Origin of the sequence: Sphingobacterium sp. xlx-96 (genome assembly GCF_011007365.1) — a bacterium.
GTDB classification, from domain to species: Bacteria; Bacteroidota; Bacteroidia; order Sphingobacteriales; family Sphingobacteriaceae; genus Sphingobacterium; species Sphingobacterium luzhongxinii.
In genome coordinates this window covers 13,355-34,778 of record NZ_WFKM01000001.1, presented here as the reverse complement: position 1 = coordinate 34,778, position 21,424 = coordinate 13,355, and the positions used below count along the sequence as shown (strand labels likewise).

General features: G+C 38.7%; 23 protein-coding genes. 21 read left to right on the top strand and 2 right to left on the bottom strand.

The window, feature by feature from the left end; all coding sequences use genetic code 11:
- Positions 1 to 301: 301 nt before the first annotated feature.
- Positions 302 to 586 carry a hypothetical protein gene (locus G7B20_RS00180; RefSeq protein WP_164108028.1) on the bottom strand — a complete coding sequence of 95 codons (285 nt, stop codon included), beginning with the start codon at positions 584 to 586 and terminating at the stop codon, positions 302 to 304.
- A 64-nt stretch (positions 587 to 650) separates the two neighbouring features.
- On the opposite strand from G7B20_RS00180, the gene G7B20_RS00175 reads away from it, so the two are divergent.
- The 13 genes from G7B20_RS00175 (at position 651) to G7B20_RS00115 (ending at position 8,020) form a co-directional block, all read left to right on the top strand.
- Entirely contained in the window at positions 651 to 866 is a 216-nt protein-coding gene (locus G7B20_RS00175; RefSeq protein ID WP_164108027.1) for a transposase, read from the top strand.
- A gap of 155 nt (positions 867 to 1,021) precedes the next feature.
- On the top strand, positions 1,022 to 1,180 hold the full coding sequence (locus G7B20_RS00170; protein WP_164108026.1) for a helix-turn-helix domain-containing protein: 159 nt from the start codon (positions 1,022 to 1,024) through the stop codon (positions 1,178 to 1,180).
- A gap of 91 nt (positions 1,181 to 1,271) precedes the next feature.
- On the top strand, positions 1,272 to 1,958 hold the full coding sequence (locus G7B20_RS00165; protein ID WP_164108025.1) for a DDE-type integrase/transposase/recombinase: 687 nt from the start codon (positions 1,272 to 1,274) through the stop codon (positions 1,956 to 1,958).
- Positions 1,959 to 2,131: 173 nt separating this feature from the next.
- A complete protein-coding gene (locus G7B20_RS00160; RefSeq protein WP_164108024.1) occupies positions 2,132 to 2,623 on the top strand; it encodes a hypothetical protein in 492 nt (163 codons plus the stop codon).
- Positions 2,563 to 2,871, top strand: a complete 309-nt coding sequence (locus G7B20_RS19705; RefSeq protein WP_410528433.1) for a hypothetical protein — start codon at positions 2,563 to 2,565, stop codon at positions 2,869 to 2,871. Before G7B20_RS00160 ends, G7B20_RS19705 begins: the two co-directional genes overlap by 61 nt.
- Before the next feature lie 256 nt (positions 2,872 to 3,127).
- Positions 3,128 to 3,691, top strand: coding sequence for a hypothetical protein (locus G7B20_RS00150; RefSeq protein WP_164108022.1), 564 nt, complete (start codon positions 3,128 to 3,130; stop codon positions 3,689 to 3,691).
- Between the two features lie 17 nt (positions 3,692 to 3,708).
- The gene (locus G7B20_RS19270) at positions 3,709 to 4,341 is read left to right on the top strand and encodes a WG repeat-containing protein (protein WP_205600163.1); all 633 of its coding nucleotides are present in this window, start codon (positions 3,709 to 3,711) and stop codon (positions 4,339 to 4,341) included.
- Between the two features lie 34 nt (positions 4,342 to 4,375).
- On the top strand, positions 4,376 to 4,693 hold the full coding sequence (locus G7B20_RS00140) for a hypothetical protein (protein ID WP_164108021.1): 318 nt from the start codon (positions 4,376 to 4,378) through the stop codon (positions 4,691 to 4,693).
- A gap of 63 nt (positions 4,694 to 4,756) precedes the next feature.
- The gene (locus G7B20_RS00135) at positions 4,757 to 5,167 is read left to right on the top strand and encodes a T6SS effector amidase Tae4 family protein (protein ID WP_164108020.1); all 411 of its coding nucleotides are present in this window, start codon (positions 4,757 to 4,759) and stop codon (positions 5,165 to 5,167) included.
- A 7-nt stretch (positions 5,168 to 5,174) separates the two neighbouring features.
- Positions 5,175 to 5,807, top strand: a complete 633-nt coding sequence (locus G7B20_RS00130) for a WG repeat-containing protein (protein WP_164108019.1) — start codon at positions 5,175 to 5,177, stop codon at positions 5,805 to 5,807.
- 79 nt (positions 5,808 to 5,886) lie between these two features.
- Positions 5,887 to 6,822, top strand: coding sequence for a hypothetical protein (locus G7B20_RS00125; RefSeq protein ID WP_164108018.1), 936 nt, complete (start codon positions 5,887 to 5,889; stop codon positions 6,820 to 6,822).
- A 17-nt stretch (positions 6,823 to 6,839) separates the two neighbouring features.
- Positions 6,840 to 7,244: a hypothetical protein gene (locus G7B20_RS00120; protein WP_164108017.1), complete on the top strand. Its 405-nt coding sequence runs from the start codon at positions 6,840 to 6,842 to the stop codon at positions 7,242 to 7,244.
- Positions 7,245 to 7,264: 20 nt separating this feature from the next.
- Complete coding sequence (locus G7B20_RS00115; RefSeq protein WP_164108016.1) at positions 7,265 to 8,020, top strand: hypothetical protein; 756 nt, start codon at positions 7,265 to 7,267, stop codon at positions 8,018 to 8,020.
- A gap of 98 nt (positions 8,021 to 8,118) precedes the next feature.
- Here G7B20_RS00115 and G7B20_RS00110 read toward each other — a convergent pair whose 3' ends face one another.
- Positions 8,119 to 8,880: a DeoR/GlpR family DNA-binding transcription regulator gene (locus tag G7B20_RS00110; protein WP_164108015.1), complete on the bottom strand. Its 762-nt coding sequence runs from the start codon at positions 8,878 to 8,880 to the stop codon at positions 8,119 to 8,121.
- A 236-nt stretch (positions 8,881 to 9,116) separates the two neighbouring features.
- Between G7B20_RS00110 and G7B20_RS00105 the strand changes: the two genes are divergently transcribed.
- The 8 genes from G7B20_RS00105 to glpT all read left to right on the top strand — a co-directional run bounded on the left by G7B20_RS00105 (position 9,117) and on the right by glpT (position 21,390).
- Positions 9,117 to 10,682 (top strand): glycerol-3-phosphate dehydrogenase/oxidase, encoded by a 1,566-nt coding sequence (locus G7B20_RS00105; RefSeq protein ID WP_164108014.1) that lies wholly within the window; start codon positions 9,117 to 9,119, stop codon positions 10,680 to 10,682.
- A gap of 33 nt (positions 10,683 to 10,715) precedes the next feature.
- Positions 10,716 to 12,215, top strand: a complete 1,500-nt coding sequence (gene glpK, locus G7B20_RS00100; RefSeq protein WP_205600164.1) for a glycerol kinase GlpK — start codon at positions 10,716 to 10,718, stop codon at positions 12,213 to 12,215.
- A 35-nt stretch (positions 12,216 to 12,250) separates the two neighbouring features.
- Entirely contained in the window at positions 12,251 to 12,976 is a 726-nt protein-coding gene (locus tag G7B20_RS00095) for an MIP/aquaporin family protein (protein ID WP_164108013.1), read from the top strand.
- 77 nt (positions 12,977 to 13,053) lie between these two features.
- Positions 13,054 to 16,299, top strand: coding sequence for a SusC/RagA family TonB-linked outer membrane protein (locus G7B20_RS00090; RefSeq protein WP_164108012.1), 3,246 nt, complete (start codon positions 13,054 to 13,056; stop codon positions 16,297 to 16,299).
- 10 nt (positions 16,300 to 16,309) lie between these two features.
- The gene (locus G7B20_RS00085; protein WP_164108011.1) at positions 16,310 to 17,794 is read left to right on the top strand and encodes a SusD/RagB family nutrient-binding outer membrane lipoprotein; all 1,485 of its coding nucleotides are present in this window, start codon (positions 16,310 to 16,312) and stop codon (positions 17,792 to 17,794) included.
- A gap of 7 nt (positions 17,795 to 17,801) precedes the next feature.
- Complete coding sequence (locus tag G7B20_RS00080; RefSeq protein ID WP_164108010.1) at positions 17,802 to 19,058, top strand: DUF5689 domain-containing protein; 1,257 nt, start codon at positions 17,802 to 17,804, stop codon at positions 19,056 to 19,058.
- A 64-nt stretch (positions 19,059 to 19,122) separates the two neighbouring features.
- Positions 19,123 to 20,037: a glycerophosphodiester phosphodiesterase family protein gene (locus G7B20_RS00075; protein WP_164108009.1), complete on the top strand. Its 915-nt coding sequence runs from the start codon at positions 19,123 to 19,125 to the stop codon at positions 20,035 to 20,037.
- A gap of 12 nt (positions 20,038 to 20,049) precedes the next feature.
- On the top strand, positions 20,050 to 21,390 hold the full coding sequence (gene glpT / locus G7B20_RS00070) for a glycerol-3-phosphate transporter (protein WP_164108008.1): 1,341 nt from the start codon (positions 20,050 to 20,052) through the stop codon (positions 21,388 to 21,390).
- Positions 21,391 to 21,424 lie beyond the last annotated feature (34 nt).

Genomic DNA, 21,424 nt, shown 5'->3' with positions numbered 1-21,424 from the left:
TGTTTCGCGTACGCAGGATTTCAGAATTGATCTGAGATATTTCATTTTTACCACTGTTATTATTGTGTTCAGCATTCAAATAATTCATTTTATTTTTTTCCAACTCAGATTGGCTGATAATTCGCTTTTCAAATAGTATGGAATCTCTTCTCTCAAATTCTTTCGTTAGTTCTAAGCTATTGCTGCTAAGTTGCATTTTCTTATGACTAATATCCAACAAGTTTCCCTGTTGCTCAATAAGACTCTAATAAATAGCCAATTGACTGAAATATAGACTATTTGAATAATAGTTCTGAAATTGCTATAGGGCTTCCAAAAAGAGGTAATATCTCGCATTAATACCTCCAAGATACACGCGGGTCGGCAGATTTTTTGTACTTACAACCAGCTCCGTATTATTGATTTCGAAGACATCAAGGATACTATCTATGGTAACTATATCAACAATATTTGCTGGATTCTCCAGATAACCAATGATATCTCCCTTTTGAACAAATTCATTACTCTTTTTGAGCAACAATATTTTACCAGAATGATTACTAACGATTTTAATAGCGGGAGATTCGGTATTGTAAATCGTCAGCATAATTTAGACATAATTTATTAAAAACCAAGAGATTGTTCTCCTAAAAAAAATAACTTTATTCAGGATGGGAAGACCGAAAAAAACAACCCCGGAGAATTTTATCAAGGATGTACGTCGTAGTAACCGCAGAATCTTTACCGCCGAGCAGAAAATTATGATCGTAATGGAAGCTCTATGTGCAGAACATTCTATTGCCGAGATCTGCCGTAAGCACAGTATTAACGAGTCTCAGTTCTACAAATGGAACAAGGAGTTTTTAGAGGCCAAAAAAACGACTTGAAGGCGATGTTACCCGTGAGGCAACATCAGATGAGGTGGCCGAACTCCGAAAAGAAAATGCTAGACTGAAAGAAAGGGTTGCTGATCTAGGGTTGCGCTATGATATCGTAAAAAAAGCTTGGATCTGCTGGATTAACGGATAAATACAAAAAGTATATGCGATTATCAGCAGGAGAAAAAATGGAGATTATTCAGACGGTTACACGATCGGAGATCGGTGTGAAGCAATTTGGAATTCCTAAAAGTACATTTTACAGCTGGTACGACCGTTATCTCGTAAAAGGCTATGAGGGTCTAGCGAAAAAAAAACAGTGATTCTGGACAACAATGGAACAGCATTCCCGAGCAGATTAAAGAATTCGTTGTCGAGGTTGCCCTGGATAAGATTGATTTATCGGCGCGTGAGTTGGCTTGTCACATTACAGACGAACATCAGTTTTTTATTTCTGAATCCTCTGTCTACATAATCCTTAAAAACAAGGGACTGATAAGCGCTCCATCCCATATTTTGATCAGTGCATCCGATGAATTCAAGGGTAAGACCAGTATTGTACATGAAATGTCGCAGACAGATTTCACCTATTTCAGGATAAAAGGCTGGGGAGATTATTATTTAAGCACCATATTGGACGACTACAGCCCCTACATTGTACATTGGGAGCTCTGTCCATCAATGAAACATGAGGACGTGATACGCAATGTAGACACAGCGATTGAAAAGGCGAAGTTAAAGACAAAGGTTAAGCCTAAATTATTGTCAGATAATGGATCGTGCTATATCTCTAAGGATCTTGGCAGGTATCTGACCGAAGAACTGGAAATGAAGCAGATCCATGGCAGCCCCGCTCATCCACAGACCCAGGGAAAAATTGAAAGATACAACAGAACAATGAAAAATGTGGTCAAATTGAACAATTACTATTCACCAGAAGAGCTAAAAGAAGCCCTCCAAGAGTTTGTAGAGAGATACAATAATGAACGTTATCACGAGGCCTTAAATAACCTAACTCCTGCTGACGTATATTATGGTCGTGGAGAACTGATATTAAAACAGAAAGAACGATTGAAAAAAATCGCCATTAGTAACAGATAAGCACAATATCTAAAACAAAAATTAATATATTTATAAATAAGAAACACGCCTTAACAGTTTGTCCTGATTTGTTTGAAGACATACAGTCTCATAAACACAAAAAACATAACATACAACAGATAATAATCCCTATTAAATCAATAAAGCAGGAAGATTTTTAAACTACAAATAACATGAGAAAAAGTAACACATTAGATTTCTTTGATATCTCTAACGACTTGAAGATACTTCCCGAGAACGAATTATTTAAAATTAAAGGTGGGAACAGTGATATTGCTTGGGAAAATGAACTAGATCCGATCGACATACCTCCACCAGATGACAATGAAGACGACTATCCAGAGGAAGAGTATAGTGAAGAAACTGATTGGTATGATGAAGAGTACGAAGCATATCTGGAGGAATTAGCAGAAGTCCTTAGAGAAGGAGGCACCTCAAGTTCAGGATCTAATACAGAAGAAGAAACAAAAAAACAGACCTTCCTGACGAACTCTGTTTTACAGCATTATTTAACCAATACCCCCCTGCCGGCCCCAACGGCTCTCCTGCACATCCGTCCCAAGATTCATATGCTGAGAACCAATGTGCAATCCGTGTGGGATCAATGTTCATGGACGCTTATGGGGTCGATTTTTCAAACTCCGCAAACTACAACGGAAATGTGACTTCAGAAGGCTATCCACGAGGAGCAAGAGATGTAGCTAATTGGCTAAGAAAAGAAGGACTACAATCTTACGAGATGAGTCTTTCAGAATTTATAAATTCTGAATATTATCATCAAACAGGAGTCATATATCAGATAGCCCAAGGAAATAGCATGGCTCACATTGATATTTATACTGGCGAAGGGAGAACTGGTTCGGGATTCTATAGTAATGAAAGAATTGTATTCTTTCATTACTATAGAAGATAATGGTTGTTAACTTAATGAAACAGATAATTCAATGAGATATATAAGGCTGATTATTTATTTCATTATACATTTTTCCTTTTTCCAGGCAGTCGCCCAGACTTCTCACAAGGAGCAGGTCTGGCTACCCATCGATTATATTGAGAACATCAAAAAGGAAAAGACCTTAATAAATAAAGACAAATATTGCGCTCCGATAGAAGCATTTGCTTTTCGAAATGGAAAAATCTACTTCAAAACTTATCTGGGTAGGGTAACAATGGCTAATTATAAATCCAAAGGAAAAGGGATTTGGGAGTTAACAAATGTAGAGTCTAACATAAACCGAAAGTTTAACTCTTGGACAGCGTATAAAAATCACACTTTTACTTTAATCCATCAAATCGACACACTTTTATTATTAATAAAAGCTCCAGGGACCCGATCAAGCGATACAATCAAGTTTACAGCCCCTATATCAAGAAGAAATGGGATAGCTATTAATTTAGCCGAGGGTTATTTACTGCTACAAGGAAAACGGAATTTAGTAAATACTGAAACATGGGGAGATAATAGAGAAATAATATTCAACCTTGATGGCAGTGTTACTTCCTCGAGATGGAAAAGCTACAAAATACTGTCATCTTCCTTAGTATTGGAAAATAATTCGCTTAAAAATTGGGGTTCATTTCTGATCCAGTTACAAGATATTTCAGGAAATGTAGAAAAAAAAATACTATTGCATTATGGTGATAAAAAAATTGAATTTTACAGGTTTAGTCTCAGCAAAGAGAATAAGTATGTCTTGGATTTAAACTCCAAAATGACTCTTATAAGTTTATAACATCTAAGATCCGTATTATGAATAAGATATTATTTCTAAACCTCTCTCTATTATCATTAGTATCCTGTGCACAAGAGAATAAAAAAAATGGCAACGAACTATATCGATATATAGACACAACAGGATCAGAGAAATATAGCTATAAAAATGCCAAGGGAGTGGTCATTATACCTGACGACCGCTACCCCATTGCGTATACAGACACCATCAAAACTATCGGATTTGTCCTCAAAAAAGGTCAGGGCTTTTGGGCTATCAATACAAAAGGAGAGGAATTGTTTAAAGTTACCGACTTTGACAACGGACCCGATGTGGTAAGCGATGGACTGTTCAGGATAGAGAATGAGAAAGGATTACTCGGCTTTGCCGATATGAATGGAAATATCGTGATACCACCAAAATTTAAAAGAGTCAATCCCTTCAGTGAGGGATTAGCAGTTGTTTGCGTAGATTGTATTGCTGAGCAAAATGACGATCCAAAAATGCTTACCGGACTTTTGAAAGGTGCATTTGGATTTATAGATAAAAAAGGAAATATAGCAATAGAGCCACAATTTGATTTAGCTTCACCCTTTAAAGATGGTAAAGCCAAAGTATGGAAAAAAGGCAGAGAGTACTACATTGATAAAAAAGGAAATGAGATAAAATAATAATTCTAAAAACAACTAAAACATATTTTGTAAAATGAAAAGAAATACTGTATTAAACTTTTTCGATATCTCCAGTGATTTAGAGATTCTGCCCGAAAATGAGCTATTTAAAATTAAAGGTGGGAACAGCGATATTGCTTGGGAAAATGAACTAGATCCGATCGACATCCCTCCACCAGATGACAACGAAGACGACTATCCAGAGGAAGAGTATAGTGAAGAAACTGATTGGTATGATGAAGAGTACGAAGCATATCTGGAGGAATTAGCAGAAGAACTTAGAGAAGGAGGCTCCTCAAGTTCAGGATCTAATACGGAGACACAAGAAACCAAACTTCCGGTTGAGACTTAAAAAAAAGTACTAAAAACCATTTATTCAAAGGACGCGGAAACGATATGGAGAATGATCGGCGAAATGGTTGAACAGAATCACATTCAAAATCCTGCTGCGTTTAAGGATACCTGTGCACTAAGAATTTCATTAGCACTCAATGCCTTAGGTGGTGATTTTACCATCACAAAGGATGGGCACAACAATCTATTATTTGGTAGTGGTGACTGGAATAATGACAGTAACAAAGAATGGTACCTCTATAAAGCAGCTGATATGCAAACCTATTTAACTTCTGAGTTTGGAAACGCTGTAGAGGTTAACGGCACATCAGGTATCCCACAAGGAGCTGAGGGATTTGTATATTTTGAGGATTTTGTAGGTACTGATAGACGATACGATCATATAGATTATTGGGATGGCAACACGGTTCTAGGCGGATATGATTACAGTTCTGCTGATGAAGTAAAAGTTTATTTTATCAGAACTAATTAATGACACTATGCGCAAAATACTATTTCTAAGCCTTACTCTTCTAGCATTGGGATCCTGCGCACAAGGACTTAAAAAACATGGGTATGAACTATATCGGCATATGGACACTACAGGACCAGAGAAATATAGTTATAAAAATGCCAAAGGAGTGGTCATTATACCTGACGACCGCTACCCCATTGCGTATACAGACACCATCAAAACTATCGGATTTGTCGTTAAAAGAGGTGAAGGAATATGGGCAATTAACACAAAGGGAGAAGAATTATTTAGGGTGGTCAATTATGACAATGGGCCAGATTATGTGAGCAATGGATTATTTAGGATAGAGAATGAGAAGGGGTTGATTGGATTTGCTGATATGGATGGAAATGTAGTGATTCCGCCAAAGTTTAAATGGGTAGATCCATTTCATGAGGAATTATCGGCGGTATGTATAGACTGTGAATCCGAAAAACACGAGAATCCGAAAATATTTACAAAACTCCTCAAAGGTGCATTTGGATTTATTGACAAAAAAGGGAATATAGTAATTGAGCCGCAATTTGATCTGGTTTCTTATTTTAAAAATGGAAGATGCAAAGTGTGGAAAAATGGCAGAGAGTACTATATTGACAAAAAAGGGAATGAGATAAAATAATAATTCTAAAAACAACTAAAACATATTTTGTAAAATTAAAAGAAATACTGTATTAAACTTTTTCGATATCTCCAACGATTTGGAGATACTTCCCGAGAACGAATTATTTAAAATTAAAGGTGGGAACAGCGATATTGCTTGGGAAAATGAACTAGATCCGATCGACATCCCTCCACCAGATGACAACGAAGACGACTATCCAGAGGAAGAAGAGGAAGAATATCCTTATGATTATGAGGACCCTTTTGACGATGAAGATCCAGACGATGGAAGCTGGTATGGAGGGGAAGGAGAGCAAGATAATCCACCACCAGACGAAGAAGACAAAGAGTGTACATGTTCTGCAAGTTTACTAACAAACATGCCGAAATTTAATATTGGAGGGTTTTCATTTGTTGACGATACTGGCGCTTTATCAAAACTAACACAAGGTGTTGACGCGATGTTAGCAAATCCAACAAACTTTAATGCCGATTTTTTAACCAGATTAAATAATATCAACAACATACTAGACAGAGTAAATGATTTGAATGTTAAACTCACTATCGAATTTGGAAATTTGATTGATGCCGGGGCTACAACTTCATTGCGAGACAACAACGAGTTAGTAATAACACTAGATAGAACAACAACAACATATGCAGAAGATCAGGTATTACTTGGTCAAACGGTAAATGAAGCAGGAGATTTAAATAGTAATGCATTAAGTTTATTGGTTCATGAATTAAAGCACGTAGCACAGTTTCTGGACGGAGAGCTCGATTTTGAAATAGATAATAATGAAAATATTCTAAAATATGGCATAGAGGATGAAGTAGAAGCCTTTCAATTTCAACAAATGTATGAAACGTCAGGATCTCCCACTCAAACGATCGATCAAAATTACATCAAAAACATGTCAATACCATTAAAAGATGTAAACGGGAACCCGATATTAGATGACAATGGCAATTCAGTTTCTGTAACTCCTTACAAGAATTTAACCGTTGGTAAAACATGTCCAATACATGGATAATTATTAAAACGAAACAAATGAGAAAATTCTTATCTTATTTCATCTTATCCTATATAACAGCAATCCCGACATTCGCTCAAGAGCGTGTTAAATACACTCCTTTGGCCCAAGCTGTTATTAATATGCAGAAGCATGTTGGACCTAGCGACACCGGTCCATACAAGATAGGCGCAAATGAAGCTTTTTACTTTTTACATCAAGGTAAAGATTCGCTAACGACCATTACATTAGAAGAAATCAACAAACTCAATCACCTTGAGTACGACATCAGACTTACGTTTGATATGGTCTATAAACAAAAATGGTTAAAAAGAGCTATAATACTTGAGCCAGTGAGTGCGCAAAGGCAACAAGAACTTTTTAATTTTTTTCAAAACGATCCTAGATATAAACATCTAAAAAAAGATTCCTTCGAAAATTAAGGATCAAAAAAAGCATTGTTATGAAAAAGTTACTGTTAGCAATACTCTTACTTGGTTTTACATTTCAATCTCATGGAATGACGACCGTCATCCAGAAGAATGAATACCGCTATGTCGCACGGAGAAATTCAGACAGCTCGTTGTTCAACCTACTGAATCTGATCAATAAAAACCTCTTCAATATACAGGCAACTAAACGTATTGGAGATAAAACCAAAAATAACGATATTAAACCTGTTGCCGAATCGGTGTCTCCAAATAGTGGATTAAAAGACACCTATAAGTTGGATCAAAAGAACATTTTTCTTCAGGGAGAACGGCGAGGGGTTTCTGCTTCTGAGCTATCTGACTATAATCTTCACGAAATCAATTCAATTTCCATACTATTGGATGCAGAATCAATCGGATTAAAAGCTGTTTATGGCAGCTCATCAGCATATGGTATAATAGTGCTTCACCCGAAAAAGAAGAGTTACAAAAAGAAAAGAACAAAGGTCGCCGGATCTTTTCAAAACGTTCAGAGAAATAATTTAATAGAAAGCCGCCAAATAAACGATATGCTAAAGGAAATTCAACTATATCTCAAAGATATCGGTTACACACCTGACACAGAAGCATACATCATGGTAGAAAACAAAAAAAGCAAACTTTCAGGTTTAACTACCGACGCTCTCCTTCTTTACGACAGGATAGAGATTAAACTTAAGAAAAGCAAAAAAGCTCCTAGTGGCACAATAGGGATAATTTGTCTTAAGAAAGATTCCTTCGAAAATTAAGGGTTAAAAAAAAGAATTGCCATTCAGGTTCCATCGCAAGGAAATGCTAAGACCTAAAAAAGCGGAGATTCAGTTTATTGGATTCTCCGCTTTTCTTATTATTTCGCTATTATCGTTTCTATTCCCAGCGACTCGAAAAGTTCCTGAAATGCCGGTGGTATTTCATTACTGATCACGACATCGATCTGGGAAAAATCTACAATCTTCCCAAAGCTCTTTCTACCAAATTTACTCGAATCTGCCAGTACAATCACTTGCTGAGCTACAGAAATCATTTTCTGATTCAACATCGCTTCTTGCGCATTAGTAGTCGATATTCCATAGTCCAGATCAATACCATCTACCCCTAAAAACAATTTCGAGCAGAAAAAATGGTCTAAAATATTATTAGCATATTGCCCGGTTACAGACGACGAGGTACGTCGCACCGATCCTCCGAGTTGTATAACCTCGACATTCTGATGCTTGAGCAACTCTAAAGTCACATTCAGCGCTGATGTAACTACAGTAAGGTTTCCTTGAGGCAAAATCTCTCTCCCTAAAAACTGTGTTGTCGTTCCCGATCCAATAATAATAGAATCATTAGCCATTACTAAACGAGACGCAGCACGCGCGATTCTTATCTTTTCCTCTTCGTGAATTTTTTCTTTCTCAATAACAGGTCTATCCGTTTGATACGGATTTTGTCTTGTAGCCCCTCCATGTGTTCGATACACCAACCCCGTATCTTCTAAAAACTGTAAATCTTTACGAATTGTTACAGAAGAAACATTTAATTCTTCGCACAATTCCAAAACAGAAACATGTCCATTTTGGTTTATTTGCTTGATGATATATTGATGACGCTCAACATTGTTCATATGTATATTACTTACTTTTTGATGGTCAATACTTGTCTCGATCCTTGTGAAGGGCCCATCCTCCTCATATGCCCTTACATCCGGAGCAGGTCTATCCTATGGATCTTTCATTATCCTAAGATAATTAAGATATTTCAAAACAGTAGCATTTATCTAAAAGACTTCACAAACTTTCGTTTGTTTACGTTTTTTATTATTTTTACAAAACAAAGCACACATAAACACAGTAAAACAAAATGAACTTCACAAGAAACGAAGCTTTAGAAAGCATTCAAGATACAACAGTATGGGATATTGCAATCATAGGCGGTGGAGCCACAGGTCTGGGAATTGCAGTTGATGCAGCTTCTCGGGGCTATAAAACGCTCCTGATTGAGAAATATGATTTTGCAAAAGGAACCTCAAGCAAAAGCACCAAATTGGTCCACGGTGGCGTCCGGTATCTCGCAAATGGAGATATCAAACTCGTTTTATCAGCGCTCAAAGAAAGAGGTTTACTCTTTAAAAACGCGCCTCATGTTTCCTTTGTTCAAAGCTTTGTAATCCCATCCTACTCCATCTTCAATAAACTTAAATTCCTAATCGGTCTAAAAATGTACGATTGGATGGCAGGTAAACTTCGCATAGGAAAATCGACCCTCTTGAGCAAAAACGACGTCATTCAAAAGCTACCCAAAATCAAGACAAAGGGATTAGTAGGCGGTGTATTATATTATGACGGACAATTTGACGATGCCAGATTAGCAATCAACCTCGGACAGACGGCTTCCGAACATGGCGCAACACTTCTCAACTATGCCGAAGTAAATAAGATATCAAAAGATGAAGCAGGTAAAACAAATGGTCTTAATTTCAAAGACAGACTTTCAGGACTAGATCATACGATAAAAGCGAAGGCTGTCATTAATGCAACAGGTGTATTTGTAGATGATATCCTAAAGTTGGATAGTACAACGCACAAAGACCTCGTACGACCAAGCCAAGGAGCCCATATCGTAATAGATAAAAAATTCCTGGGCAATGATGATGCCCTGATGATTCCTGAAACCAGTGACGGGCGCGTATTATTTGGAGTGCCTTGGCACGACAAAGTATTATTAGGCACGACCGACACACCATTAAATGCACATCAGATCGAACCGAGACCGTTGGATGAAGAAATCGATTTTATCTTAAAAACGGCAAATCAATACCTTGAAAATTCACCTACTGAAAAAGATGTTTTAAGTGTATTTGCGGGACTTAGACCCCTAGCCGCTCCCACAGATGGCGACTCGGGCAGCACAAAAGAAATATCAAGAGATCATAAGCTTATCAAAAGCGCATCCAATCTAATTACCATTACCGGAGGCAAGTGGACTACCTACAGAAAAATGGCTGAAGAAACCGTTGACTTAGCGATCAAGACAGTGGGCTTAACACCTAAGGACTGTAAAACACAACATCTTCCCATTCACGGCTATTCCGAAGAAAAAAGACCAGGGCATTGGCAGGTATACGGAACCGACGTCACCCCTATTCTTGATTTGGCATCCCAGTCTCCGCAACTCAACGAACGCCTACACCCGAATTTCGAATTTATAGCAGCCGAAGTTGTATGGGCATGTCGTCATGAGATGATCGCGAAAGTAGAAGACTTCTTAGCTCGCAGAGTGCGCTTTTTGTTGTTAGACGCCAAGGCATCCTTAGAGGCAGCGCCAAAAGTAGCTGAATTAATGGCGAAGGAACTCGGAAAAGACCAAAACTGGATTCAACAGGAAATCGCAGACTACACCGCACTTGTCAAAAATTACACCTTATAATAAATAAGTAACTACTATAAACCCAATTAGATCATGAACAAGGAATATATTCTCGCTTTAGACCAGGGTACAACTAGCTCTAGAGCTATTCTTTTCAATCAGAAAGGTGAAATCGTAACAATAGCACAAAAAGAGTTTACTCAAATATACCCTAAATCGGGCTGGGTGGAACATGACGCTCAGGAGATATGGTCGACACAACTAGCGGTAATGACCGAAGCGATAGCCAAAGAACAGCTAAGACTAGACGCAGTCAAAGCTATCGGTATCACCAATCAGCGAGAGACGACCATCGTTTGGCATAAAAAAACAGGTAAACCCATATATAATGCTATTGTATGGCAAGATCGTAGAACAGCAGATTACTGTAAAAAAATAGCCGAACAGGGACACGAACACATCATACAGGAAAAAACAGGTTTATTAATTGACGCTTACTTTTCAGCGTCTAAAATAAACTGGATACTCAACAATGTAGACGGAGCCAAACAACTTGCTGAGCAGGGTGAACTTGCATTTGGAACCGTAGACTCTTGGTTAGTTTATAACCTTACAAATGGAGAGAAACATGTTACGGATGTATCCAATGCCTCTCGGACACTTCTTCTCAATATTCATACCTTAGAATGGGACCAGGAATTGCTAGATATATTTGACATCCCAGCATCCATGCTTCCCACTGTATGTAGCAGCTCTGAAATATATGGTCATACATCCGAACATATAGCAAATGTCAGCGTTCCTATAGCCGGGATAGCAGGCGATCAACAAGCCGCTCTATTTGGTCAGCTGTGCACAAAAAAAGGCATGGTCAAAAACACCTACGGAACAGGCTGCTTCCTATTAATGAATATCGGAGACAAACCAGTGATATCGAAAAGCAAACTGGTCACTACTGTAGCTTGGAAAGTAGGTAACGAAATAAACTATGCTTTGGAAGGAAGTGTATTTATTGGGGGGGCCGTCGTCCAGTGGTTAAGAGATGAGCTAGGTGTCATTCGTAGCTCCAGCGAAGTAGAAAAATTAGCAACCAGTGTCCCTGACAGCAACGGTGTCTACCTCATTCCTGCGTTTTCAGGGCTAGGAGCTCCCCACTGGAACTCCGAAGCTAGGGGGACAATGGTAGGACTGTCACGAGGTGCAAATGCAGCCCATATCGCTCGCGCCTCCTTAGAAAGCATTGCCTATCAAACCTATGACATCCTAAAAGCCATGGAAAATGATTCTTCTTCGAAAATAAAAGAACTCAGGGTTGACGGAGGCGTAACACAAAATGGCTTCCTAATGCAATTTCAGGCAGAAATCTTAAAAACAAAAGTGATTCGCCCTGCGATTACAGAAACGACGGCTATGGGAGCTGCCTTTCTTGCTGGACTAGCTGTTGGATTTTGGAAAGATATTTCCGAACTGCAAAACTTATGGAAAGAAGATAGAGTTTTCGAAGCTGCTCCAGATAGCAATTACGAAGTCCAATTGAAGGAATGGACAAGAGCCATCGAAACGGCTAAATTCTGGGCAAACTACGAGAATTAAAAGATAATGTAACCACTTTTTAATAAATCCATATTATGACACCTTTTATTGCAGAACTAATAGGAACCGCTGCGATGATCCTTCTAGGAGGAGGAGTAGTCGCCAACGTGGTATTAAACCAGACTAAAGGAAACAGTTCAGGCTGGATAGTTATCACAACAGCCTGGGCTATTGCGGTTTTTGTCGGAGTCTCTATCGCCGGCCCCTACAGCGGCGCACATCTCAACTGTGCGGTCACATTGGCCAACTACATCTTGAATCGTATCGATCTCCTTACAGCATTATCCTATATGACAGCACAATTTGGCGGAGCCATGATAGGTGCTTCATTGGTATGGATAGTGTATAAAGACCATTTTGATAAAACAGAGGATCCAGACACCAAACAAGCCGTATTTTGCACTGCACCAGCCATCAAAAACCTACCCATAAATTTAGCTAGTGAAGTCATCGGAACTTTTGTGCTGATATTCACCATTTTGCATTTCAAAGACGCTAGCCTATCCGACCAATCTCCCATCGGCCTGGGATCTATAGGCGCGCTACCGGTAACATTGTTAGTATGGGGAATAGGTCTTTCACTTGGAGGAACTACAGGCTATGCGATTAATCCTGCGCGTGATCTTGGTCCTCGCATTATTCATGCCCTATTACCCCTAAAAAATAAAGCTAAATTCAATCTCTCCTACGCATGGGTACCGGTCATCGGTCCCTTACTCGGAGCTTCGCTTGCTGCATTATTATTCTTGTTTATGAAATAAAACGAAAGAAAAAGCAGCAATTAACATTAAGTTAATATTAAAATATCAATTTAGTAACCAATTTAATCACACGACATATGTTAACAAACAATCAAGACAAAGTTAAGCCACATCGTATAGGATCTAAGCTCCTGTGGATTGCTTTAGCTACTGCTTGTTATTCTGGAGGACAGGCTTACGCCAGTCTCCCGTTCTCTTTGGAGAAAACAACTAGGCAAGAAAAAATTAAGATCCAGGGTAAAGTAGTAGACAAAAATACGAATGAGCCCTTAGGTGGAGTATCAATCCGGGTAGAAGGCAAAGCAGTTGGGACAAGTAACACAAACGGTACATTCGCTATTGAAATTGCTACGGGTTCGAATATTAGCTTTCAACTCATAGGTTATAATAGTTACGCACAAATATTTAACAATACAAATTCCAATACTGTTATTCAACTCGCAGAGAATACGGAGGGGATCGAAGAAGTTGTAGTTACGGCATTAGGCATTAAACGAGAGGAAAAGTCATTAGGTTATTCTGTAACTACGGTTTCCGGAGAAGAACTGACTAACGCACAATCAGCAAACTGGACCGACGCATTAACCGGTAAAGTAGCAGGCTTAAATCTAACTAAATCAGGTGCTGGTCCAGCAGGAACAAATCAGATTATTCTTCGCGGAGAAAATTCCTTAACAGGTGACAACTCGGCACTAATTGTCGTTGATGGAGTCATAACAAGCTCCAGTTCAGGAAGAATGACTACCAATGGAAACTCGAATTACATGTCCGATGATGCACCTGTAGATTTTGGAACAGGTCTAGCTGACATCAACCCGGAAGACATCGAAAGTATCTCTGTATTAAAAGGCCCGGGCGCGACAGCACTCTATGGAGCTAGAGGTGCTAACGGCGCTATTATTATTACTACTAAAAAAGGAAAAAAGAATAATGGCTTAGGATTTAGCTTGACTTCAAACACATCTATCGGCACCATAAATAGATGGCCTGATTATCAAAACCAATATGGTGCTGGAATTGGTGGAAACGATTTTTACTATTCCTATGGTCAGTCTGAAGATGGTGCCAGTACTTACTCTACATCTGCAGCATGGGGCCCAAAATTCAATGGTCAGCAATTTTATCAGTTCAACCCTGAATATTACAGACAGACACCTCCAGAAAGAACATTATGGAGACCTTATGAAGACAATAAAAAGGATTTTTTTGAAACTACGGTAAATAGCTCGAACAATCTTTCCTATTCAAACTCAACAGAAAAAACTTCTACACGAATCAGTATAGGAAACACCATTAACAAATGGATGGTTCCTAATACCGGATTCAATAGAACAACTGCTAGTGTCCAGATGTCTCACAAGCTGACTGACAAAATCAATATCCAAGGAAAAGCATCTTACAACAATAAATTCTCCAAAAACCTTCCTACCTCAGGATATAACAATGGTACCATCATGTACTTTATCAGGGGACTTACCCCTAATATGAATCTAAATTGGTTTAAAAATTATTGGATCGAAAAAGATGTAGAGCAAAATACGCCAATGTCTTCATTGCTTGACAATCCTTATCTACAGGCTTATGAGATGTTAAATGGTCAAAACCGTGATGGCTTTCTTGGTAATGCACAGGTAGACTATACCATTAACAAAGAATTCAGTGTAATGGGTCGCGCATCAATCGATTTTAGCTACGACGGTAGAACTTCACGAAGACCATTTGACTCTAACAAGTTTGCTAATGGATATTTCAGAAAGCAAAATATTTTCAATTCGGAAACAAACGTTGATTTCCTTGCTCGCTATAGAAACGAAAGAAACAGCAATATAAAATGGGGAGCAAGTGTTGGTGGTGCCCGTATGGCTAACACCTACAGAAGAGTAGATTTATCAACGAGTAAACTAAAGGAAAGAGGTATTTATAGTCTAGATAATACAGCCGAACCGATTATCTCAAGACCTTATAGAAGTAAATATGCCGTAAACTCAATTTATGGTATGGCCAATATCGAATACAAAAATTATTTGTTTTTTGATGTAACGAGTAGAATTGACTGGTCTAGTACACTTGCCTCCCCTGCATTCGGTGAGGGGGACGGATTTATGTACAATTCCTACAACGGTAGTGTTATTCTTTCTCAATTATTAGATTTACCAAAATCTATCAATTTCTTTAAATTTAGAGCTTCGCTTGCAAATGTGGGTAGTGGCGGGACGACACCATTCTTAACTTCATATACCTACCCTATAGTCCCGAGTTTTGGTAACGACGGTCTATCTAACAGCCTACAAATCCCAAATGAATCGCTCAAGTACGAATCCACAAGATCTGTGGAATTTGGCACAGATTTAAGAATGTTTAAAAACAGATTAACATTTGATATAGCAGTATACCAAAACAATACCTTCAATCAAATTCTTCCTGTACCCATCGATCCATCAAGTGGGTTTACACGGATGGTTATTAATGCCGGAGAGGTTAGAAATAGAGGTGCAGAATTTGCGACATCGTATCAAATTCTAAAAAACAAAGAAAAACTGAACTGGAAAATGTTTGGTAACTTCTCTTACAATGATGGAATAATCATCTCATTACCTGAATCATCTGAGGAAAACTCAATTATCCTATCAACCATCTATGGTTCGAGAGGAACTATTGAAGCTCGAGTTGGAGGAAACTATGGAGCTATGTATGGCTATGGCTATAAGCGAGCTCCGGACGGTCAGATCATCTACAAGGATGGATACCCAGAAGTATCTAATGATTTACTTTATTTAGGTCGGTCTACTGCACCTTGGAAAGCTGCCTGGGGTAACGAATTCCAATACAAAAATTGGAAATTCAACTTCTTGTTCGACGGGCAATTCGGAGGCGTTGGTTATTCATTAACGCATGCCGTATTAATGGAGGAAGGAAAACTAAACAAAACAATACCTGGAAGATATAACGGATTAGTCGGCAAGGGAGTAGTGGACAATGGGGATAACACCTTTAGTCCAAATACGACTTTAGTAAATGCTCGCGATTTTTATTACAATCACTTCAATCGTGACAATCTGGAAGCAAATACTTTCTCAACAAACTACATTAAGCTTAGAGAAGTGCGTATTGATTATACCTTTAGTCCTAACTTCTTGAAACAATACAAATTTCAACGCGCAAATTTAGGCCTGTACGGTCGTGACCTTTTTGTATTCACGAACTGGCCTGCGTTTGATCCTGAATTTGGTTCCCTTACATCCGCTGGAATCCAAAAAGGAGCCGAAGTTGCGCAGTTTCCTTCTACAAGAAATTTTGGTCTTAGTTTAACGTTAAATTTCTAATGCTTGTCCGATGAAAAATAAAATAAAAAATATACTTATATATAGCACGCTTGCGACAACCATACTAGCAACAAGCTGTACAAAAGATTTCATTGAAAAGAACACGAATCCCAATGAAGCAACTTTTGCAAGCCCCCAAGCGCTATTTGCTCCCTCGGTGCTATCCATTGTAAATAATAACCTCAATAGAGGTTTCAGAATTAACGGAGAGCTAGCACAAGTAACCGTAACCAATAGCGATAGCCGCGAAATTCACCGTTACGAGATAAAAACGACAGAATCGAATAGCTCTTGGCAAAATTGGTATACCGAATTGACAAATATCAGAGATGTATACAAATCAGCCGAAACCACGCAGCAGCAAGGTTACCAAACTTGGCAAGGCATGTCCTTAATAATGGACGCCTATTTAGGCTCCTTATTGACAGATGTCTTTGGTGATGTTCCTTACTCTGACGCTGCCAAAGGCAGAGAATTTGAAATCTCTCCCAAGTTTGATACACAAAAATTTGTTTATCAACAGATTTTCGAAAAGCTAGAGAAAGCAAATGAATTGCTAAAAATAAATGCGCAATTACCCGCAAACCACTTGATATCAGACCCTCTTTATGGAAGTATTTATCAACATACCCGTAGCAGCCCTGAACATTGGCGTAGATTTGGAAATTCGCTTTATTTACGATTACTACTTAGAGCGTCCGGTAATAACGAGTTGAATCAAATAGCAAAAATCAAGGAAATAGTAGATACTAAAGCTGCAGAATATCCTATCATGGAGAGTAATGCGGATAATGCAATCTTTAACTTTACCAATGTCGTCCCTTTTGTCACAGAATTTTACAATTATAGGGATATTGATTTTAACGGTGATAAAGGTTATTCTGAGTTTTTCATAAATACATTAGTAGACATGGAAGACACGAGAATAGCAAAATGGGCTACGCAAGCAACCCTTGGAGTTTACTCTGGTATTCAAAGTGGCTATCCGAAAGGAAATGTTCCTGAAGTAGGTTCTAAACTATTAATAGATCTTAAAACTGACATCAGACTTGGCAATCTCATGAATTATTCTGAGCTGCAGTTCATATTAGCAGAAGCAGCTCTTAAGGGCTATATTTCAGGGTCTCCCCTAACTTATTACGGTAGAGGTATTCAATCCTCTTTTAACTATTGGAAAGCAAGTTTGACAGCGGAATATTTCCAACAAGATGCTATAAAATTCTCTTCGACAGATAATTTCGAAGATATTATGGAAAAAATCCATACCCAGCGCTATTATGCAATGTTATTTACCGATTTTCAGCAATGGACGGAAATCCGCCGTACAGGTCATCCTACATTACCTATTGGCCCTGGAGTTGAAAACCAAGGTAGATACCCATCACGTCTACCTTTCCCTCCGTCCACAATTTCCTATAACAGGGCAAACTATCTGGAAGCAGTAAAAATTATGGGACCTGATGATATTAACACAAAGGTTTGGTGGAATAAATAAAATAATCATGAAAAGTTCAAATAAATATAAATATCTTCTTACTATCATTGTTTCAAGTTTGTTATTAACTAACTGCGGTGAAACATATAAGGAAGAAATAGTGGACCATGTGAATCCGCAAGGATCTATTTATGTGTTAAGAAGCAATTTCAAGGGGCAGAATCTAACGATATCAGAAAGCACACTGGAAGGAGCCAAACATATCGGAGGTGTTGTGATTTCAAACAATGAAAGTAAAAACCTTCCAGAAAACACCATTGCTATTCAAAGCACTTGGAGAGGACAAACAAGAGGGGTATTATTAGAGGTTGAAGATGCCTCCCAATACACCTTCGGCGATTCTCTTAATATGAATCTGATAGGTAGCACCTTAACTGCAAGATTGGGGTCATTGATGATTACAAATGTAGCGAGCTCTAAAATTTCAAAAATATCATCAGGAAATATTAAAACACACACACCTGTCGCAGTAAGTACCTTAGAGAAGAAAAAAGATCAATTCGAAAGCACACTCATCAGTGTTACTGCAGATGTTGATCCTGAACCAGCAAAAGGATCAAAACTTGCAGGGGTTCATAAATTATTAGACGGAGAAAACAAATCTATAAAAATCGCAGTAAACGAGTCAAGTCCCTTGGCAAACAATACCCTATCCCCCTCTGCAACGTTCAGAGGAATTTTATACAGCAATCAAGGAGATCTTGAAATCCGTCTTCAAAGCGCAGAAGATTTAGCTTTTCCCTCAGGAAAACTGTATTCGGGTTGGCCGGAGACCTTCGAACAGCCAGACACAGTGAAAGCAGGTTATGCAAAATGGCCGGTAATTCTACCTACGGGAGAATGGACTTTTGATCAATCTATGTTAGGAAATACTGTCGGCAGAGATAGAATTGTATCAGGAAAACTAGCGGTAAGGTTTCAGCAAAATTTAAAAACCCCAGCCTACCTACAAATGAATTTTGATGTTCCGCAAGGTGCATCAAAAGTGACCTTATGGTATGGTTCTTACTACACCGACAGATCCTCTACATTTCAATTGGAATATTCTATCGATCAAGGAAAAACCTGGAAAATTGTAGGTAAACCAATCAGTGATGCACATCCGACTTCCGTAAGTCTTGTTGCAAAACAAGCTGTTTTCTTAATGAATATCACAGAACCCGTTCGCTTTAGAATAAATAAATTAGGCCTCGGTACAAGTAGTAACACCATAAATAATGGTCGGTTGGGAATAGATGATATAGCGATATATCAAAGTTATTAATATAGTTGCTATTTTTGATAGGAGTAAATAATCTTACTCCTATCTTTATTTTATATAACAAGACATGAAAAAGTTTAACTTTCTATTGACTTCAATCTCTGTGCTAAGCCTAAGTATCTCTTCCTGCAACACGCAAAAACGAGTTAGTATGCAAAATTCAGACTTTCCCTCATTCTCGTATGAGGGACACCGTGGTGCACGCGGACTATATCCAGAAAATTCTATAGGAGCCATGAAGGTCGCTATTGACCTTCCTAAAGTCACCACATTGGAAATGGACTGTCATATTACGAAAGACAAGAAAGTTGTCGTTTATCACGATGATTATCTAAATCCAAAATTCGTAACCTATACTGATGGAAGGGAACTGAAAGGAAAAGACATCAAAGGTACCCTCTACAGTTATAACTGGAAGGAACTAAAAGCATTCGACTTAGGCTTAAAAGGAAATGTGGACTTTCCTCAACAGAAGAAAATTTCTACTCCCATAGCTCTCTTAAGTGATCTCATTGATCAATCTGAAGCCTACGCGAGAGAAAAACGTCAATCCCCTATGTTCTACAACATCGAGACAAAAAGCAGAGAGGGCAAAGATCACGAGTGGCATCCAGCCCCTCAAGAGTTTTCGGATCTCGTGTTAGAAGTCGTCATCGAAAAAGGAATTGCATCCCGCACCGTGATCCAATCCTTTGATAAAAGAACAATACAATACATCAACAAGCACTACCCTCAGATCAAAACCTCTTACCTGATTGATGCAAAGAACACAAAGACCATCAAGGAATTGATTACTGACCTAGGCTTCAAACCTTTTATTATCAGTCCAAACTATAAACTAGTTAATGCTAATATTGTAAAAGAAGCCCACGATTTGGGTGTAAAAGTAATACCCTGGACAGTCAATAAAAAAGAAGAAATATCTGCTTTAGAAGCATTAAAGGTCGATGGTATCATCAGCGACTATCCAAACCTATTTTAAGATACAATATTTATGTTCGATATTTTTAAACCAGCCTTGCACAAAGCGAGGCTGCCCGAAAACCGCATTGACCCAGAATACAAAAAACTCCGGTTGCAAGTATTCCTAGGTATATTCCTAGGCTATGCGGCCTATTATTTTGTACGGAAGAACTTTTCTTTTGCGGTAAAAGACCTACAAGATACCTTAGGTTATAGTAAAGCCGAATTAGGTTTTGCCATGTCCGCGATATCAATCGCCTATGGATTGAGTAAATTCTTCATGGGCAATGTATCTGATCGTAGCAATGCACGTTATTTTCTGGCCACGGGACTCATCCTATCATCACTCACCATGATCTTTATGGGTTTCTCCCCCTTAGCTACCTCTTCAGTCACCATCATGTTTGCATTATTGTTCATTAATGGATGGGTACAAGGTATGGGCTGGCCAGCTTGCGGTCGTGTCGTTGTGCATTGGTATTCAATAAAAGAACGCGGTACCGCTATGTCTATTTGGAATTTAGCACACAATGTTGGTGGATTCTTAGTAGGACCATTGGCTATTCTAGGTGTTGAATTATTTGCTGACTGGCACGCACGCCTTTATTTCCCTGGACTTGCAGCAATATTAGTCGCTATCATTTCTATATTCCTCGTCAGAGACACACCGCAGTCCTGTGGACTACCGCCGATCGAAGAATACAAAAACGACTATCCGAAAAGCTACGCGTCCTCACAGGAGAAAGAATTCAGTGCAAAAGAAATCTTCCTTAAGTATGTCCTCAACAACAAATTATTATGGTACATCGCCATAGCGAATGCATTTGTCTATCTAGTGAGAAACGGAATTATCAACTGGGCACCTACCTTTCTTCAGGAAGCAAAGCATTTCACCGCATCGGAAGCCACCTGGTCAGCCTCAGTATATGAGTTGGCGGCAATTCCCGGAACCATTCTCTGTGGCATCATGAGTGACAAGCTGTTCAACGGACGTAGAGCTCCTGTAACAATCATATACATGACCCTGACACTACTTGCCGTAGCAGTATATTGGCTGACACCAGGCGACAATCAATGGATCGTCAACATATCGCTATGGACTATCGGTTTTCTGATATATGGCCCTGTTATGCTCATCGGTGTTCAAGCCCTAGACCTGGTACCTAAAAAAGCTGCTGGAACCGCGGCCGGCTTAACAGGCTTATTCGGTTATTTCATCGGAGATCTGCTTGCCAATGCAGCGCTAGGTGCAATCGTGGACAAAAGCGGCTGGGATGCCTCATTCGAAGTCATCTTACTCGCATCTGCTCTTGCTATACTCTTTACAGCATTCACCTGGAATAAAGAAAAAGAATTCTTACGTCTGAAGTAAAATTCTAGTAAACAACAGAAAAGGCTCGAAAAAC

Bases quoted from the DNA above. Each gene is read 5' to 3' on its own strand.
- G7B20_RS00180 (WP_164108028.1), bottom strand. From the start codon at position 586: ATGCTGACGATTTACAATACCGAATCTCCCGCTATTAAAATCGTTAGT.
- G7B20_RS00175 (WP_164108027.1), top strand. From the start codon at position 651: ATGGGAAGACCGAAAAAAACAACCCCGGAGAATTTTATCAAGGATGTA.
- G7B20_RS00170 (WP_164108026.1), top strand. From the start codon at position 1,022: ATGCGATTATCAGCAGGAGAAAAAATGGAGATTATTCAGACGGTTACA.
- G7B20_RS00160 (WP_164108024.1), top strand. From the start codon at position 2,132: ATGAGAAAAAGTAACACATTAGATTTCTTTGATATCTCTAACGACTTG.
- G7B20_RS19705 (WP_410528433.1), top strand. From the start codon at position 2,563: ATGTTCATGGACGCTTATGGGGTCGATTTTTCAAACTCCGCAAACTAC.
- G7B20_RS00150 (WP_164108022.1), top strand. From the start codon at position 3,128: ATGGCTAATTATAAATCCAAAGGAAAAGGGATTTGGGAGTTAACAAAT.
- G7B20_RS19270 (WP_205600163.1), top strand. From the start codon at position 3,709: ATGAATAAGATATTATTTCTAAACCTCTCTCTATTATCATTAGTATCC.
- G7B20_RS00140 (WP_164108021.1), top strand. From the start codon at position 4,376: ATGAAAAGAAATACTGTATTAAACTTTTTCGATATCTCCAGTGATTTA.
- G7B20_RS00135 (WP_164108020.1), top strand. From the start codon at position 4,757: ATGGTTGAACAGAATCACATTCAAAATCCTGCTGCGTTTAAGGATACC.
- G7B20_RS00130 (WP_164108019.1), top strand. From the start codon at position 5,175: ATGCGCAAAATACTATTTCTAAGCCTTACTCTTCTAGCATTGGGATCC.
- G7B20_RS00120 (WP_164108017.1), top strand. From the start codon at position 6,840: ATGAGAAAATTCTTATCTTATTTCATCTTATCCTATATAACAGCAATC.
- G7B20_RS00115 (WP_164108016.1), top strand. From the start codon at position 7,265: ATGAAAAAGTTACTGTTAGCAATACTCTTACTTGGTTTTACATTTCAA.
- G7B20_RS00110 (WP_164108015.1), bottom strand. From the start codon at position 8,880: ATGAACAATGTTGAGCGTCATCAATATATCATCAAGCAAATAAACCAA.
- G7B20_RS00105 (WP_164108014.1), top strand. From the start codon at position 9,117: ATGAACTTCACAAGAAACGAAGCTTTAGAAAGCATTCAAGATACAACA.
- glpK (WP_205600164.1), top strand. From the start codon at position 10,716: ATGAACAAGGAATATATTCTCGCTTTAGACCAGGGTACAACTAGCTCT.
- G7B20_RS00095 (WP_164108013.1), top strand. From the start codon at position 12,251: ATGACACCTTTTATTGCAGAACTAATAGGAACCGCTGCGATGATCCTT.
- G7B20_RS00090 (WP_164108012.1), top strand. From the start codon at position 13,054: ATGTTAACAAACAATCAAGACAAAGTTAAGCCACATCGTATAGGATCT.
- G7B20_RS00085 (WP_164108011.1), top strand. From the start codon at position 16,310: ATGAAAAATAAAATAAAAAATATACTTATATATAGCACGCTTGCGACA.
- G7B20_RS00080 (WP_164108010.1), top strand. From the start codon at position 17,802: ATGAAAAGTTCAAATAAATATAAATATCTTCTTACTATCATTGTTTCA.
- G7B20_RS00075 (WP_164108009.1), top strand. From the start codon at position 19,123: ATGAAAAAGTTTAACTTTCTATTGACTTCAATCTCTGTGCTAAGCCTA.
- glpT (WP_164108008.1), top strand. From the start codon at position 20,050: ATGTTCGATATTTTTAAACCAGCCTTGCACAAAGCGAGGCTGCCCGAA.